Below are 16,202 nucleotides of genomic sequence, written 5' to 3'. Positions count from 1 at the left end.
GGAAGTCGCCGGGCGCGGGAGGCGAGATCAATGCGCCGCTTCCTCGCGGTACCTGGCCGGCGCCTCGTCCAGCAGGATCATCTTCGTCTCCAGATAGGGCAGCAGGCCCTCGAGGCCGCCTTCCCGCCCGATGCCCGACTGCTTGAACCCGCCGAACGCGATGCCGGTGTCGGCCCGCATCGCGTTGTGGCCGACCGTCCCGGACCGCAGCCTGCCGGCGACGGCACGTGCCCGGTCGACGTCCTCGGTGAACACCGCGGCGTTCAGCCCGTAGATCGTGTCGTTCGCGATCCTGATCGCGTCGGCCTCGTCGGCCGCCGGGATCACGCTGAGCACCGGGCCGAAGATCTCCTCCTGGGCGATCGTCGAGCTGTTGTCGACGCCGCCGAAGACCGTCGGTTCGATGTAGTAGCCGCGCTCCAGATGGCCCGGCCGCCCGCCGCCGGTGACCAGCTTCGCGCCGCTGTCGACGCCGGCCCGGATGTAGCCCTCGACGCGATCACGCTGCCGGGCCATCGCCAGCGGGCCCATCTGCGTCGCCGGGTCATAGGGATCGCCCACGACCACCTGGGAGAACACCTGCGCGAGAGTCTCCACGAACTCGTCGTGCACGCCGCGCGGGACGACGATGCGGGTGAGCGAGGCGCAGACCTGGCCGGTCAGGAAGCACTCGGCGCCGGCGAGGGCCGTCGCGGCCTTCGTCAGGTCGGCGTCGTCGAGCACGACCGCGGCGGACTTCCCGCCGAGCTCGAGCGTGAACCGGGCGATGCGCTGCCCGCACAGCGACGCGATCCGCCGGCCGGCGGCGGTGGAGCCGGTGAAGGCGATCTTGTCGACCCGGGCGTCGGTCACCAGCCGCTCGGACACCGCGCGGTCGGCCGTCACGACGTTGAACACGCCCGCTGGCAGGCCGGCGGCCTCGGCGCATTCGGCCAGCACGTACGCCGACCCGGGCGCCTCGGGGGCCGCCTTGAGCACGACCGTGCAGCCCGCCAGCAGCGCCGGCGCGACCTTCTGGACGGCGAGCTGCAGTGGCACGTTCCAGGGGATGATCGCGCCCACGACACCGACCGCTTCCCGGACGAGCAGACCGAACCCGCTGCCCATCGTCGGTGTGACCGGCTCCTCGAACGGATAGGTGTCGGCCAGGCCGGCGTAGTACTCGAAGACGCCCGCGGCCATCGGTGCCATGTGCGGGGCCACCATCGCGAGCGCCCCGGACTCCCGCGGCCAGAGCTGCGTGATGGCCTCCCCGCGGGTCGCCAGCTCGGCGGCGAACCGGCGCAGGTAGGCTGCGCGCTCGGTGTGCGCGAGGGAAGGCCACGGCCCGTCGTCGAAGGCCGAGCGGGCGGCGGTGATGGCCCGGTCCAGGTCCGCCTCGCCTGCCTCGGCGACCCGGAGGAAGACCTCCTCGGTCGCCGAGTCGACGACGTCGATCAACGCGGTGGATAACGGGGCGACCCACTGGCCGCCGATGTACAACTGGTCCGGGTGCTTTACGTGTTGCTCGATGCCTGTCGCCACGCTCATCGCGTGCCTCCTTGTTCTCATCACGCCGTGGCCGGACGTCCCGGGTTCGGCACTTCCGCCACGGGGCGTTTCGGCCCCGCGTGGGCCGTGGTCGCGGTGCTGGCCGTGCTAGCCGAAGGTGATGACGCCACGGATGTTTCGCCCGGCGTGCATGTCCGCGAAGCCGTCGTTGATCTGCTCCAGCGAGTAGCGGGTGGTGATCAGCTCGTCCAGGCGCAGCTTGCCGGCGCGGTACAGGTCCAGCAGGGCCGGGATGTCCCGCATCGGGTTGCACGCGCCGAACAAAGAGCCCTGCAGCCGCTTCTGGAACAGCACGAGCTCATGCAGCGACAGCGGCAGGTTGCCGTCCTGGAGGATGTTGCCCAGCCCGACGACGACGCAGGTTCCGGCCTTCCGGATGCTGGAGAAGGCCGCCCCGATGTTCGCGCCGTTCGTCACGCCGACGCAGACGATCGTCGCGTCGGCGCCCTGCCCGTTGCTGTGCGCGCGGGCGATCTCGGTCGCCTCCTCGACGGATGCCACCGCGTGCGTGGCGCCGAACTCCAGTGCGCGCTGACGCTTCCATTCCACGGGGTCGACCGCCACGAGAACCCGTGCGCCGGCGTGGGCGGCGCCCTGCACCGCGTTCATCCCGATGCCCCCGACACCCAGCACGATGATGACGTCGCCGGGCCGGACCTCGGCCGAGTTCACCGCCGCGCCCCAGCCGGTCGACACGCAGCAGCTGGTGAGGCAGGCCGAGACGAGATCGAGATCGGTGGAGACCTTGACGGCCGAGTTCACGGACAGGGTCGTGTACTCGCTGAAGGTCGCGAGGCTGGCCATCTGGCCCACCGGCCGGCCGTCGAGAGACAGCCGGCTGGAGCCGTCCTCGCGCGCGCCGGAAAGCGTCCGGGCTCCGTTGTCGCAGAGGTTCTGCATCCCCGACGAGCACCAGCGGCACCTCCCGCATGCCGGAAGGAAAGGCAGGACGACATGGTCGCCGACCTGCCACCCGTCGGTGTGCGGGCCGACCTGCTCGACGATGCCCGCTCCCTCGTGGCCGCCGACGAGGGGCAGCGCGCCGGTGAACGGCATGTCGCCGGTCGCGACGTGATCATCGGAATGGCATAACCCGGCCGCGACCATCCGGACGAGGAGTTCTCCCTGCCGGGGTGGCTCGACCTCGATCTCGGCGATCTGCCATTTCCCGGGCTGTTCGTGCAGCACGGCCGCCCTGCTCTTCATATCTCCTCCGTTTCGGACGGAATATGTCTATATGTTTAGGCTGTGGTCCGTGTCCGCGCAAGAGGGAGTCGTCCTTCCCCGTACCGGCCAGCCGTGGGCGCGCCGGCCACGAGCTGCGGGAAGGCACGGGAGACGACCTGGGCCGGAGCCGGGGGCCTGACGGGCGAATCGGCCGACAAGGCGCGTCTGAGCGCCCTCCGCGTCGTTCTCCTCGACGACCTGCAGTCTAAAAGACTATTGAGCTCCAAACGGGAGTGTGGTGAAGTGAATCGTCCGCACCAGCCGGTGTCGTCCCTGGTAGCTCCACGATGACCAGAGCAGCGTGATCTGCCGAGTCGCAGGTCGAAGGAGGCGGCGAGGGCTGCCGTGAGCGATTCTTCTCCCGCAGTTCCGTCACCATCCGCTCGAACTAATAGTCCTAGCGGTGATGCATGGTTGCGGCCCCAGGCGGCCGGGATGTCGTTCGCCCCACGCGCGCCGCTGACCGAGCCGTTCTGGGCGGCGTGCGCCGGAGGCGAGTTGCGCACCGCGGGCGGTTCGGCGCGCTCTTCCTCACCCTCGTCCTCCTGGGAAGGCCTTCATGAACAGCACCGCAGTGAGCGGCACCGCCGCAGTGAGCGGCACTGCCGCAGTGAGCGGCACTGCCGCAGTGAGCGACACCGGCGTGCCCACCGACCTCGACCCCGCGCTGTTCTTACCCGAGCCCGGTCCGCGGGCTGTCCGGTACACCGTCATCTCCGTTGACGATCACGTTGTCGAGCCTCCGCACCTGTTCGAGGGGCGGGTTCCGGCACGGTTCGCCGACGCCGCGCCACGCATCGTCGAAACCGACCAGGGCCACCAGGTGTGGCACTTCGAGGACCAGACCTTCACCCAGGTCGGGATGAACGCCGTCGCCGGGCGGCGGCCGGAGACGGTGAAGCTGGAGCCGTTCCGGTTCGAGCACATGCGTCCCGGCTGCTACGACATCGACGCCAGGGTCCGCGACATGGACGTCAACGGGGTCTGGGCGTCGGTGAACTTCCCCTCGCAGATCACCGGCTTCTGCGGCCGGGTGTTCTTCGGCGCCCGCGACCGCGATCTCGGCCTCGCCTGTGTGCGTGCCTGGAACGACTGGCTGCACGAGGAATGGTTCCAGGCCTACCCCGAGCGGGTCGTGCCGATGGGCATCACCTACCTGGCGGACCCGGCACTCGCCGCCGCGGAGATCCGCCGCAACGCCGCCCGCGGCTTCACCGCCGTCACCTTCCCGGAGCGCCCGCACTCGATCGGCCTGCCGTCGCTGTGGGATCGTGACCACTGGGACCCGATCATCAACGCCTGTGTGGAGACGGACACCGTCATCACCCTGCACGTGGGCAGCTCGGGCCTGTCCGACGCGCCGCCCGGCGCGCCCGGCCTGCAGCTGGGTGCGACGCTGTTCGGCCAGGCCTCGCTCACCGCCTGCGCGGAGTGGCTGTGGTCGGGCCACCCGGCCCGCCTCCCGACGTTGAAGATCGCGATGAGCGAGGGCGGGATCGGCTGGGTCGCGATGCTGCTCGACCGGCTCGACAACATCGTCGACCGGTCCGGCTACGGCACCGGCTGGGACCTGCGCCCCGCCGAGGTGCTGCGCCGCAACTTCTGGTTCTGCACCCTTGACGACCCGTCGACGATCGACACCCGCCACCGGATCGGCGTCGAGAACATCATGGTCGAGACGGACTATCCGCACGGAGACGGCACCTGGCCGGACACCCAGAGCGTGCTCGCCGACGTCTGGGGCCACGTTCCGCCCGCCGAGATCCGGGCGATGTGCTGCGAGAACGCCGCGGCCCTGTTCCGCCACCCCCTCCCGCCGACAGTCCTGCCGGCCGACTGAAGGACGCGACCATGACGTTCATCCCGACCGCCGAGAAACTCATGCCGGAGCTCACCCCCCGCGAGGAGATCGCCCTGCTGGCCCGGGCCCTGTGGCGGCAGGGCTACAACGACCACCTGGCCGGCCACATCACGGCCCTGCAGCCGGATGGCACCCTGCTGTGCAACCCGTGGCTGGTCCGCTGGGACGAACTGCGCCCGGAGCAGGTCATCCGCATCGACCTCGCTGGCAGGGTGGTCGAGGGGGACTGGCCCGTCCCGCTGGGTATTCCGCTGCACCTCGCGCTGCATTCCGCGCGTACCGACGTCACCTGGGCTGTGCACAACCACCCGCTGTACGGCACCGTCTGGGCGGATCTCGGCGAGATCCCACCGATCTACGACCAGAGCTCGGCGCTGGGCGGTGGCGGCGACCTCGTCCTCGTCAACGAGTACCAGGGCCCCGTCAACGATCCCACCACCGCCCGGGGGGCGATCGACGCCATGCACGGCGGCGACCTCGCCCTCCTCGCGGGCCATGGCGTCTTCGTGCTCGGCGGATCCGCCCGCGCCATCTTCCAGCGCGCCGTGGCGCTGGAACAGCGCTGTCAGCGCGCCTGGCACATCCGTGCCGCGGGCGGCTCCCCGGCTCCGGTCCTCCCGGCGGGCTTCCTGAACCACCTGAAGAACTCCGACGGCGACGGCTTCGTCGGGTTCTGGGAGTCCGCTGTCCGCGCCGAACTGCGCTCCGATCCCAGCCTGCTCCCGTGACGTCGCCGAGCTGCCGCCCGGCGACGTCACGCCGCCCCCGAAGCCGATCCGGGGTTGGCCGGTGAACGGATCGGTGGGCGTTCAGGGCACGGGATTCCGTTGCGGTGTCGTCGCTGCCTGGTCGGCGGAGGCGCGGGTGCCTCGGCGGGTCTTCGGCAGGCCGAGGCGCTGTTCGGCGACGAGGTTGCGGGCGATCTCGGTGGTGCCGCCCTGGATGGTGACGGCGCTGGAGTGACGGGCGGCGCGTTCGATCTCGCCGCCGGCGGCCGACGCGATGGTGCTCCCGCTGGCAGGTGCACGCAGGATGCCACCGAGGCCGGAGACGTCCTGGAGTTCGCGGCTGTCGCGCTGGTACGCGGTCGAGGCGAACAGCTTCGCGATCGTGCCCGCGACGGCGGGTGACTGGCCGGCGATGTTGAGCCACGCGGTCCGCTGGGTGAGCAGGAAGGAGACCTCCGCGTCGGCCCTGGCTCGTGCGATCGCGGTCAGCACGGCGGGGTCGTCGCCCGGTCGTTCCCCTTCCTGCCAGCCGCCCGCCGGCGCGGGGACGCGGGCCCAGGCGGTCACCGCGGCGAGCAGCGGCTCGAGGGTGGCGGTGCTGCCCATGACGCCGCGTTCCAGGCTCAGCCCGATCGCCATGACCTGCCAGCCCTCGTCGACCCCGCCGACTCGGCAGGAGTCCGGGACGATCACGTCGTCATAGAAGACGATGTTGGTGCGCTCGTCGGCGATCGTGTGGATCGGCTGGATCGTGATCCCCGGGGTGTCCAGCGGGACGAGGAACATCGTCAGTCCGCGGTGCTTGGGCACATCGGGATTCGTGCGGGTCAGCAGCAGGCAGTGCGCGGCGGTGTGGGCCAGGGTGGTCCACATCTTCTGCCCGTTGATCCGCCAGGAGGTGTGCGCGTCGTCAACCGGGGTGGCCCGGGTCCGCGCGGACGCGACGTCGGAGCCCGCGCCGGGCTCGGAGTAACCCAGCACGGCGGTCGCCTCGCCGGCCAGCAGCCGGGGCAGGACGTCGGCGCGCAGCGCCGGGCTCCCGATCTGGTCGAGCACACCTGCGACGATCATGGTGGTGCCGATGCCGTGGTAGGGAGCGTCCGCGAGCTCCAGCTCCCGGAAGAGGGCGGCCAGCTCATAGGGATCCCGTGCGGCGCGGCCGCCCGGTGCCGACGCGGCGAGCCAGCCGCGTTCGGCGAGGGCCTTGTGCAGCGCGGGTACATGCACGGTGCCGGTCCGGCGAGCCTCGTGGCGGACCTCGTCCGTCAGCCAGGACCGGACGAAGTCGCTGATCTCGGCGGCGAACGCGGAGACGGACGGGTTGTGGTTGAAGTCCGTACCGCCCAGGGCCGACACGGTCGGCTCGGTCGGCTCGCCGGCCTGCGGGATGTCGCCGGTGACCGCCGGGGCGTCCGCGATGAGCGACCTGCCGTCCACAAGATCGCGGCCCAGTTCGCGGGCGAGCGCACGAGGTGCGCCGGCGAGCGCGGGGTAGGCGCGGGCGCGGCGGAAGAACAGCTGCGCGTCGTGCTCCAGGGAGACCCCGAGGCCGCCGTGGTACTGAACCGCCCGGTCCGTGGCCTGCCGTGCCGCCTCGGTGGCGAACAACGCCGCCATCGCCGCGAGCTGATCCCCGTCGGCTCCGGTGACCGACCGTTGCCCGGTGTCCAGGCTCCAGGCCGCCTCCCGCGACAACAGCGTGGCCCCGTCCACCAGCCCCGGCAGGTCCGCGAGGCCGTGCTGCACCCCCTGGAACGATCCGATCGGCACACCGAACTGAACTCGTTCCTTCACCCATCGGGTCGCCAGCTCCAGCGCGCCGTCGGCAAGGCCCGCGAGCCAACCAGCCATCAGGATGAGCCATTCCGACCGGGCCCGCGCGAACGCCGCCACCGCCGCCGGGCCGCCGAGGACCACCGCCTCGCGCAGATCACGGTCGGCCACCGGCAGGTCGCCCTGGTTGGCCACGGCGATGCCGGGCGGGACGGAGCGTGCCGCGACCAGCTGACCGTCGCGCACCGCGAGCACCAGCCCGGCGACCGCCCCCGCCGGAACCGCGACGGCGGTGCCGGCGTGCACCCGCGGTGCCAGCGTCGCGATCAGCTCCCCGGCGACGACGGCGGGCAGGTCGGGATGGTCCGGCGCGACGGCGGCGAGCAGCCGCGCCGCCGCGACGTGCTCGGCGAACGGCACTGGCGCGAGTGCCCGCCCCAGCTCGATCGCCGCGATGACCGGCGCGTGCAGGCCGGCGCCGCCGCCGTCGTGCTTCTCTGCGATGGCGAGCCCTGGCAGTCCCGTCGCGCACAGCTGCGCCCACAGCGTCGGGTCGTGCCCCAGCGGCTCGGCTGCCCGGGCCGCCGCAAGCCCCGGACTGCGGGCGAGCACGGCTGTGGCCAGCTCCTGCGCCGCTCGCGACGCCTCGTCCAACGACAGGTCCATGCACGCCTCCGAATGCCGGTCACCGCACAGCTGGCGGCATGATGGCCGCGAGCCACTTAATATGTATAGATATTATTTACGGGTCGGTCGAGGTCGGTCGAGGTCGGTCGACCGGTCCGCGCCTGTGTCGGGGGCCCGAGGCTCCTCGGGAGGGACCCGCTGCCGGTGGGGCTGCCGCCCGGCCGCCGTCCGCACCCTTGCCGGCACACTCGGCCCGGTGCAAGATAAATCTAGAGCTTTCGACGAGGGGACGTCGCATGAAGGTTCCGTTCACCTGGAAGCCCACCGGATGGTTCATGGTCGGCTGGTCGGCCGAGTTCCGCACGGGTCAGGTCCGGCCGCTGCGGTACTTCGGCGAGGAGCTGGTCGCCTACCGCGACGAGTCCGGTGAGATGCATGTGCTGGCGGCCCACTGCCGGCACATGGGCGCCCACCTCGGCCACGGCGGCAAGGTCAACGGCGACTGCATCGAGTGCCCGTTCCACGGCTGGGGCTGGGGGCCGGACGGCAGGAACCACTACATCCCGTACCAGGACAAGCCCAACCGCGCCGCCCAGCTGCGGGTGTACCCGGTGCATGAGCAGTACGGCTGCGTGTTCGTCTGGCATCAGCCGCGGGGCGAGGCGCCGCGCTGGCCGATGACCGACATCTTCCGGATCTTCTCGCAGTTCGAGACCGATCCCGACGCCTACTATCCGCCCTACCCGGCGCTGTCCCGCAAGATGGAGCGCGAGCCGGTGCACCCGCAGATCCCGGGTGAGAACGCCGCCGACAGCATGCACTTCCAGTACGTCCACCACTCCACCGTGACGCCGGTCCTGCGTGACTGGAAGGCCGACGACCACGGGTGGCTGTTCGAGACCGGCTGGCCCGACCGCCGCAGCGACGATCCCGACGCGATGGTCCTGCGGATCCACAGCTACCTGTTCGGCCTCGGCGGTGCGATCAGCGCGTTCGCCGGCGTGGACAACTACCGTCTGATCTTCGCGACCACGCCCGTCGAGGACGGCGCCTCGGACATGTTCTACTCGATCTGGTGGCCCCGGATCCCGGGCGACACCTCCGATGTTCCGCCGCCGGACGTGCTCGAACGGGTGGAGAAGGAGTTCCTCTCCACACTCGACGACGACCTCGGGATCTGGCGGTATCAGGAGTACATCGAGCGTCCCATCATGGCCAGGCAGGATGCCAAGCCGTACATGGCCTACCGCCGCTGGGCGACCCAGTTCTACGAGGTCCCGCCGGGGGAGTGACCGCCATCGGCGGCGGATTTCCATATTTCAGTGATGGTGCACGAATGTGCTTGCAGGTGACATACGAGGTGAGGGTGCTGTGAACGCAGACGACATGATCCTGGTGAGTGTTGACGATCACCTCGTCGAGCCGCCTGATGTGTTCGAGGGGCGGCTGCCGGCGCGGTTCGTCGAAGCAGGGCCGAAGGTCGTCCGGACGGATGAGGGCAGTGATGTCTGGACGTTCAACGGGTCGGTGATCCCCAATATCGGGCTGAACGCGGTGGCGGGACGGCCGCGGGAGGAGTACGGGGTCGAGCCGACGGCGTTCGAGGAGATGCGCCCGGGCTGCTATGACGTGCACGAGCGGGTCAGGGACATGAACGCCGGCGGGGTCCTGGGGTCGATGTGCTTCCCGTCGTTCCCGGGTTTCAGCGGCCGGCTGTTCGCCGCGGCGCAGGACAAGGACCTCGCACTGGCGGTGACCCGGGCCTACAACGACTGGCATATCGAGGAATGGTGCGGTGCCTATCCCGGCCGCTTCATCCCGATGGGCCTGCCGATTCTGTGGGATGCCGAGCTGTGTGCCGCGGAGGTGCGCCGGAACGCGGCCAGAGGCTGTCACTCGCTGACGTTCACCGAGAACCCGGCGACGCTCGGTTACCCGAGCTTCCACGACACCTACTGGGACCCGGTGTGGAAGGCGCTGTCGGACACCGGAACGGTGCTGTCGATCCATCTCGGGTCATCCGGGAAACTGTCGGTGACCGCGTCGGACGCACCGATCGACGTGATGATCACACTGCAGCCGATGAACATCTGCCAGGCCGCCGCGGACCTCCTGTGGTCGCGGGTGATCAAGGAGTTCCCGGGCCTGCGGATCGCGCTCTCCGAGGGCGGCACGGGGTGGATCCCGTACTTCCTGGACCGTATCGACCGGACCTACGAGATGCATCACCTGTGGACCGGCCAGAACTTCGGCGGGAAGATGCCGAGCGAGATCTTCCGCGAGCGGTTCCTCACCTGTTTCATCGCCGACCCGGTCGGGGTGAAGCTGCGCCACGACATCGGCATCGACAACATCTCGTGGGAATGCGACTACCCGCATTCGGACTCGTCCTGGCCCTCGGCCGCGGAGGAACTGGCGGCGGTCACCGCCGGTGTGCCCGACGACGAGATCAACAAGATCACCTTCGAGAACGCGTGCCGCTGGTACTCGTTCGACCCGTTCGCCCACCTGCCCAGGGAGAAGTCCACCGTCGGCGCGCTGCGGGCCGCGGCCGCCGGGCACGACGTCTCCGTCCGGAGCTTCGACCAGGGCCGCTTCGAGAAGCAGATCGGCGTCCACGCCCTCGACCTCGCCCGGAACGCGACCGCCTGAGCCGGCACGCACCACCAAGGGAGTCCGCATGGGAATCGAGCATCCGAAGCGGTTCGCCGTGTCCGCACCGGAACGGCCGGCGGTGATCATCGGTGACCGGGTGGTCTCGTACCGGGAGCTCGACGCGCGTTCGAACCAGCTCGCCCACGCGCTCAGATCGTCAGGCCTCGGTATCGGCAGCCACCTCGCCGTGCTGATGGACAACCGGGCCGAGTACTTCGAGGTGATCTGGGCCGGGCTGCGTGCCGGCCTGTTCGTCACCCCGATCAACTGGCACCTGTCCGCCGCGGAGGCGGAGTACGTCGTCGAGAACTGTGGTGCCGCCGCGCTGGTGACCTCCGTGGCGTGCGCCGATGTGGTCGCCGGCATCGACGCGCCGGCGGTGAAGGTGCGGCTGGCCGTCGGTGGTCCGATCGACGGGTTCGACCGGTATGAGGACGTCATCGGTGCCCAGCCCACCTCGCCGATCGACGACGAGTGCGAGGGCACCTGGATGTTCTACTCGTCGGGGACCACCGGCCGGCCGAAGGGGATCAGGCCGGCGACGGTCGGTGCCCCGCTGGGTGAGCCCAGCCGGTTCACCGCGATGATCCGTTTCCTGTACGGCGGCGACGAGTCGACCGTCTACCTGAGCCCGGCGCCGCTCTACCACGCCGCCCCGCTGGGCTGGGCGACCGCGATCCACCGGATCGGCGGGACGGTCGTCTGCACCGATCGGTTCGACGCGCTGGACTTCCTCGGCCTCGTGGAGCGGCACCGGGCGACGCTGACCCAGGTGGTACCGACACACCTGGTCCGGCTGCTGAAGCTGCCGCAGGCCGATCGGGCCCGGTTCGACCTGTCGAGCCTGAAGACCGTGGTGCATGCCGCGGCGCCCTGCCCGCCCGAGGTCAAGCGGGCCGTCCTGGACTGGCTCGGGCCGATTGTGCATGAGTACTACTCCGGCAGCGAGGGCGCCGGGTTCTGCACGATCGGGCCGCAGGAGTGGCTCGCCCATCCGGGGTCGGTCGGAAAGTCGATGCTCGGCGCGGTGCACATCGTCGACGAGACGGGCACCGAGGTGCCGCCGCGCGCCGAGGGCCGGGTGTACTTCGAGTCGCCCCAGCGGTTCGAGTACCAGGGTGACCCGGAGAAGACGGCCGACGCGTTCGACGAGCGTGGGTGGGCCACCTTCGGCGAGGTCGGCTGGGTCGACGAGGAGGGCTACCTCTACCTCACCGACCGGGTCTCGAACATGATCATATCTGGTGGGGTGAACATCTACCCGCGTGAGATCGAGGACGTGCTGATCCTGCATCCAGCCGTCACCGACGTCGTCGTGATCGGCGTGCCCGACGCCGAGATGGGGGAGTCGGTGCGCGCCATCGTCGAGCCGGCGACGCCGCCCGCCGATCCGGCCGCTCTGGAGGCCGAGCTCATCGCCTTCACCCGGGATCGCGCCGCCCACTACAAATGCCCCCGCTCGGTCGTGTTCCTGACCGAGCTGCCGCGGCTGCTGACCGGCAAGGTCGCGCGGCGCCTGCTCCCTCCGGAGGTGCTGGTGTGAGCGTGATGGTTCCTCGCGTGACCAGCCTCGGTCGGTAGCGAGCGGAACCAGCCGTCCCGGAAGGAGGCTGCGGGTGGCCGCCGGTCCCGGGTCAGGAGGTGGGAAGCCCGATGAGCTCGGCGCAGTTGGTGCGCATGATCAGCTGCACCTCGTCGGGGCTGAACGCGGTGAGCTCGTCGGTGAACGCCGCCGGGTCGGCCAGGCCTTCGCCGTGCGGCCAGTCCGAGCCGAACAGGACTCGGCCGACGCCGATCGTGTCCGCGAGCTTGCGCAGGTCCTCCTCGTAGTACGGGGTGACCCAGATGTGCTTGCGGATCGTGTCCAGCGGGTCCTCGGCAAACTTCGACGGGACCCGGTTCGCCAGCTTCCGCAGGCCCTTGACCAGGGGGTAGACCCAGTCGGAGCCGTTCTCGATACTGGCCACCTTCAGCGTCGGGTGGCGGGTGAAGACGCCGTCGACGATCAGGCTCGCGACGGTGTCGTGGATGGCCCGGTCGCCGACGAGCACGCTGCCGAGCAGGTCGGGGGCGCGGAACGGGGCGAACTCCTCGGCGCCGCCCCAGGGCGCGCCCACCATCGCGTTGTATCCGCTGTCGCCGAGGTGGAACGCGACCGGCACACCCGCCTCGGCGAGTCGGGCCCAGACGGGGTCGTGCGCACGGTTGCCCAGCGAGCGGCCCTTGCCGGTCCCGGTCGGGACCGGGGCCGGGCGGACGTGGACGACCCGCGCGCCGAGGCCCAGCACCCGGTCGACCTCGGCGAGCGCCGCCTCGGGGTCGGCCAGCGAGAGCATCGGCGCGGAGATGATCCGCTCCTGGTGGAAGTAGCCCCAGTCGTCCTCGAGCCAGCGGTTGAAGGCGTTGAGGCTCGCCATGGTGGCCGGGACGTCGTACCGCAGCGCCTGCTCGACACCGCAGCCCAGGGTCGGGAAGAGCAGTATCGCGTCGAGGCCCTGGGCGTCCATCGTCGCCAGCCGTGCCTCCCGGTCCCGGTACTCGGGCCGGATGGGCTCGACCCTGGTGAGGCTGCGCGGGTCGACCCCCTCCGGGATCTGGCCGCGGAACTGCAGGTCGAGGCAGCCGGGGACGATCACCGGGTCGAACGTCGGGTTCGGGATGAAGCCGTTGACCTTTCCGCCGATGACCATCTCGGTGTGTCGGCCGTCCTGGAAGACGCGCACGCCGCGGTCGCGGAACTTACGGTCGAGGTGGCGCGTGAACGCGTCGAGGGTCTCGTAGTAGTGGTTGTCCGCGTCGACCGGCCGCGATGCCACCTGTTCCCGTCCCTGCTCATCTGCCATGACTGCCTCCCGGTCAGGTGAAAAATAGATAGATGTTTTTACTCGGTTGGTGTGACGGTGCAAAGGCGGTCGCTCACGGGTTTCCGCTGGCCTGTGGTCCGCGGGGAACGTCCCGGAAGGCGCCTGTGTCGGCGCGCTGCTCGCGCGGCAGGCCGAGGAGCCGCTCGGCGACGACGTTGCGTGCCATCTCCGTGGTGCCCCCGCCGATGCAGGCGGCCTGCCGGGCCAGGTAGCTGAGCCCAACCTGGGCGGCGGTCTCCTCGCCCGGGGCCCAGACCACTCCCGCGCCGCCGTACAGCTCCGTCGCGATCGCCGCGCGGCGGGCGTTGGTCGTGCCACCGAACAGCCGCGTCATCGCCGCCGCGTGGTGGGGGAGCACACCGCCGGCCATCTTGCGGGTGACGGACTCGACCAGCGCCCGCAGAACGAGGGAACTCGTCTGCGCCTCGCCGAGGAGGGCCCGCGTGCGGCTGTCGTCGATCGTCCCGAGCCGGCGGGCGGCCTCGATCATCGCCGCGGTCTCGTACGGGCCGTCGTTCGGCCGGTTCCCACCGCCGGTCACGTAGGGGGAGCCGCCCGAGATCGTGCGCTCGTGGTACAGCCAGCGGCCCATGACGTTCCATCCGGCGTCGACGTCGCCGATCCGGTCGGCGTCGGGCACGACGACGTCGGTGAGGAACTCCTGGCAGAAGTCCTTCGAACCGTTCACCAGCTCGATCTGGCTGATCTCCAGCCCCGGGGCTGACATCGGCAGGCTGAACACGGTCAGGCCCTGGTGCTTCGCGACGTCCCAGTTCGTGCGGGCCAGGCAGAGCGCCCAGTCGCCCCACCATCCGGACGTTGTCCAGACCTTCGAGCCGTTGAGGATCCAGCGGTCGCCGTCGCGGGTGGCGGTGGTGACCGCGCCGGCGGCGTCCGAGCCGCCGCCCGGCTCGGACAGGAGCTGGACCCAGATCTCCTCGCCGCGCAGCATCCGCGGGATGTGGCGCTGTTTCTGCTCCTCGGTACCGAACTCCAGCAGCACGGCCATGCACGGAATGAAGGTGGACGCCTGGATCTCGGCGGGATAGTCGTAGCCCTTGATCTCCCGGTTGAACGCGGCCTGGTGTGCCGGGGTCAGCCCCTGCCCGCCGTACCGCGTCGGCACGCAGATGCCGGCGAACCCGCCGTCGAAGAGCCGGCGCTGCAGCTCGCGGCAGGTCGCGGCCCGCGCGAGCACCTCCTCGTCGGTGGGGTGGGTGGCGGCGTAGAGGAAGAAGGTGTCCCGATCGGGATTCGCGGGCGGCATGTTCTCGGCCAGCCAGGCGCGGGCGCGCGCCGCGAACTCGGCGACGTCGGTCACGGTCTCGCTCACTTCCCACCGCCCGGGGCGGTCTCTGCCAGCGCGGTCTCGGTCAGTGCGGTCTCAGTCAGGCCGACGAGCCGGTCGGCGAAGGTGGCCGGCGTGCCGAACAGCTGCGCGTCGAGGGTGGCGCGCCGAAGGTGGAGGTGCAGGTCGTGCTCGAAGGTGATCCCGATTCCGCCGTGCAGCTGGACGCAGTCCTGGATGACCTCCGGACCGACCCGTCCGACGTGTGCCTTCGCCGCGCTGGCCCACGAGCGCGCGTCAGGCGCGCCCTCGCCGACGCGCCGCGCGGCCTTCTCGGTGACCGCCGCGCTCGCCTCGAGCTGGGTGCGCAGGTCGGCCATCCGATGCTTGATCTCCTGATAGGACCCGAGTGGTCGGCCGAAGGAGTACCGGTCGTTCACCCACCGAAGGGTCATCGCGAAGGCGCGTTCCATCGCGCCGACGATCTCGCCGGCCTGCAGCACGGCGGTGAGATCGAGGAGCAGCTCGTCGTGATCGTCGGCCGATCCGGGTTCACCGACCTGGGCGGTCGCTGGTATGGCGACCTCCACCAGCGTGACCGAAACATGCCTCCGGGTGAGGTCGATGCCGCCGAGTGGGGAGGTCCGCACGCCGGGGGCGTCGAGCGGAACCAGGTAGTGCGACCGTGCGTCATCCCCGTCAGCGGTGGTGCCGTCGGAGGCGGCGACCAGAAGGTAGCCGTTCGGAGCGCCGCTCTCGACGCAGGGCACCACCCCGTCCAGGAGGAAACCGTCACCGGACCGGGTCGCGCGCACCGCGGCACCGGCGCGCGGCCCGGTGCCCGGCGAGTACCCCCAGGCGGCGGTGGCGGCTCCGTCGAGCAGCTCCGCCAGTGGCCCGCCGTGCCGCTCCTTGCTGCCCCACCGGCCCAGCGCCGCGGCGACCACGTTCGTCCCGATCAGCGGCCCGGGCGCGGCGTGCCGCCCGAACTGGAAGGCGACCGCGAGGAGGTCGGCGAGGCCGTTGCCGCTGACCGATCCGCCCCCGGAGCCCTCCGGCACCAGCAGCGACGTCCAGCCGAGCTCGGCGCCCCGCTTCCACAGCACCGGATCGAAGGTCGAGTCCTGCCGGGACAGCTCACGGATGCGTGTGGGTGGGTAGGTGGCCGCGAGGTACTGCTCCGTGGTGGCCTCGAGTAAGTCCTGGTCCGCGGTCTGCGTGAACATCGGCCCTCCTGGGATGTCCTGTCCGTCTGCGCGGTTCGCCCGGGATGTCCTGACGGTTGTCGCGGTCGTCCTGGCGCTTCGGCTCTGCTGTCACGCGCCTGCCGTAGCCGATATCTCTAGATATATCAGGGGGTGGACTGGTGGGCCAGGGCTGCCGCGCCGGCTGCTGGCTCACCTGGCCGGGGTGCGCGCCGAGCCGCTTGAACGGGGCCGAGGACTGTGCGCTCATCAACGGCCGCCACGGATACCGGCGCCAGCGCTGCCGCGGACCCCATGGTGTTGCGCTCGGCTTCGTCGATGGTGACCGACAGGCGGGCGATGTCAATGCGGCCGACCAGGAAGTCCACGACCGATCTCGACGGCACTGTTAGAACAGTGCTCACTGGCTAGACATTGCGTTCC

At 70.6% G+C, this 16,202-nt stretch carries 12 protein-coding genes; 5 read left to right on the top strand and 7 right to left on the bottom strand.

Annotated elements, in window-relative coordinates:
* Positions 1-27: 27 nt before the first annotated feature.
* Positions 28-1,530, bottom strand: a complete 1,503-nt coding sequence (locus AWX74_RS15865) for an aldehyde dehydrogenase (protein WP_091277342.1) — start codon at positions 1,528-1,530, stop codon at positions 28-30.
* A gap of 108 nt (positions 1,531-1,638) precedes the next feature.
* Positions 1,639-2,757, bottom strand: coding sequence for an NDMA-dependent alcohol dehydrogenase (locus AWX74_RS15860; protein ID WP_091277340.1), 1,119 nt, complete (start codon positions 2,755-2,757; stop codon positions 1,639-1,641).
* 580 nt (positions 2,758-3,337) lie between these two features.
* On the opposite strand from AWX74_RS15860, the gene AWX74_RS15850 reads away from it, so the two are divergent.
* Both AWX74_RS15850 and AWX74_RS15845 read left to right on the top strand, forming a co-directional pair.
* Positions 3,338-4,618: an amidohydrolase family protein gene (locus tag AWX74_RS15850; RefSeq protein WP_226930778.1), complete on the top strand. Its 1,281-nt coding sequence runs from the start codon at positions 3,338-3,340 to the stop codon at positions 4,616-4,618.
* 11 nt (positions 4,619-4,629) lie between these two features.
* A complete protein-coding gene (locus tag AWX74_RS15845; protein ID WP_091277335.1) occupies positions 4,630-5,367 on the top strand; it encodes a class II aldolase/adducin family protein in 738 nt (245 codons plus the stop codon).
* 81 nt (positions 5,368-5,448) lie between these two features.
* Here the strand turns inward: AWX74_RS15845 and AWX74_RS15840 are convergent, their stop codons facing one another.
* Entirely contained in the window at positions 5,449-7,806 is a 2,358-nt protein-coding gene (locus AWX74_RS15840; RefSeq protein ID WP_091277333.1) for an acyl-CoA dehydrogenase family protein, read from the bottom strand.
* A 257-nt stretch (positions 7,807-8,063) separates the two neighbouring features.
* Here AWX74_RS15840 and AWX74_RS15835 point away from each other — a divergent pair, with 257 nt between their 5' ends.
* The 3 genes from AWX74_RS15835 (at position 8,064) to AWX74_RS15825 (ending at position 11,965) form a co-directional block, all read left to right on the top strand.
* Positions 8,064-9,059 (top strand): aromatic ring-hydroxylating oxygenase subunit alpha, encoded by a 996-nt coding sequence (locus tag AWX74_RS15835; RefSeq protein WP_091277331.1) that lies wholly within the window; start codon positions 8,064-8,066, stop codon positions 9,057-9,059.
* 79 nt (positions 9,060-9,138) lie between these two features.
* On the top strand, positions 9,139-10,419 hold the full coding sequence (locus tag AWX74_RS15830) for an amidohydrolase family protein (RefSeq protein WP_091277329.1): 1,281 nt from the start codon (positions 9,139-9,141) through the stop codon (positions 10,417-10,419).
* A 28-nt stretch (positions 10,420-10,447) separates the two neighbouring features.
* Complete coding sequence (locus AWX74_RS15825; protein ID WP_091277327.1) at positions 10,448-11,965, top strand: acyl-CoA synthetase; 1,518 nt, start codon at positions 10,448-10,450, stop codon at positions 11,963-11,965.
* A 91-nt stretch (positions 11,966-12,056) separates the two neighbouring features.
* Here AWX74_RS15825 and AWX74_RS15820 read toward each other — a convergent pair whose 3' ends face one another.
* The 4 genes from AWX74_RS15820 to AWX74_RS15805 all read right to left on the bottom strand — a co-directional run bounded on the left by AWX74_RS15820 (position 12,057) and on the right by AWX74_RS15805 (position 16,147).
* On the bottom strand, positions 12,057-13,265 hold the full coding sequence (locus AWX74_RS15820) for an amidohydrolase family protein (RefSeq protein ID WP_091277325.1): 1,209 nt from the start codon (positions 13,263-13,265) through the stop codon (positions 12,057-12,059).
* Positions 13,266-13,338: 73 nt separating this feature from the next.
* Positions 13,339-14,619, bottom strand: coding sequence for an acyl-CoA dehydrogenase family protein (locus AWX74_RS15815; RefSeq protein WP_091277323.1), 1,281 nt, complete (start codon positions 14,617-14,619; stop codon positions 13,339-13,341).
* Positions 14,616-15,800, bottom strand: coding sequence for an acyl-CoA dehydrogenase family protein (locus tag AWX74_RS15810; RefSeq protein ID WP_091277322.1), 1,185 nt, complete (start codon positions 15,798-15,800; stop codon positions 14,616-14,618). The genes AWX74_RS15815 and AWX74_RS15810 overlap by 4 nt, the downstream gene beginning before the upstream one ends.
* 125 nt (positions 15,801-15,925) lie before the next feature.
* Positions 15,926-16,147 (bottom strand): hypothetical protein, encoded by a 222-nt coding sequence (locus AWX74_RS15805; protein WP_091277319.1) that lies wholly within the window; start codon positions 16,145-16,147, stop codon positions 15,926-15,928.
* Positions 16,148-16,202: the final 55 nt, after the last annotated feature.

The sequence above is a fragment of the Parafrankia irregularis genome (genome assembly GCF_001536285.1).
Lineage (GTDB): Bacteria > Actinomycetota > Actinomycetes > Frankiales > Frankiaceae > Parafrankia > Parafrankia irregularis.
This window is presented reverse-complemented; position numbering and strand designations above follow the sequence as displayed.

Bases quoted from the DNA above. Each gene is read 5' to 3' on its own strand.
- AWX74_RS15820 (WP_091277325.1), bottom strand. From the start codon at position 13,265: ATGGCAGATGAGCAGGGACGGGAACAGGTGGCATCGCGGCCGGTCGAC.
- AWX74_RS15845 (WP_091277335.1), top strand. From the start codon at position 4,630: ATGACGTTCATCCCGACCGCCGAGAAACTCATGCCGGAGCTCACCCCC.
- AWX74_RS15810 (WP_091277322.1), bottom strand. From the start codon at position 15,800: ATGTTCACGCAGACCGCGGACCAGGACTTACTCGAGGCCACCACGGAG.
- AWX74_RS15835 (WP_091277331.1), top strand. From the start codon at position 8,064: ATGAAGGTTCCGTTCACCTGGAAGCCCACCGGATGGTTCATGGTCGGC.
- AWX74_RS15865 (WP_091277342.1), bottom strand. From the start codon at position 1,530: ATGAGCGTGGCGACAGGCATCGAGCAACACGTAAAGCACCCGGACCAG.
- AWX74_RS15860 (WP_091277340.1), bottom strand. From the start codon at position 2,757: ATGAAGAGCAGGGCGGCCGTGCTGCACGAACAGCCCGGGAAATGGCAG.
- AWX74_RS15840 (WP_091277333.1), bottom strand. From the start codon at position 7,806: ATGGACCTGTCGTTGGACGAGGCGTCGCGAGCGGCGCAGGAGCTGGCC.
- AWX74_RS15825 (WP_091277327.1), top strand. From the start codon at position 10,448: ATGGGAATCGAGCATCCGAAGCGGTTCGCCGTGTCCGCACCGGAACGG.
- AWX74_RS15850 (WP_226930778.1), top strand. From the start codon at position 3,338: ATGAACAGCACCGCAGTGAGCGGCACCGCCGCAGTGAGCGGCACTGCC.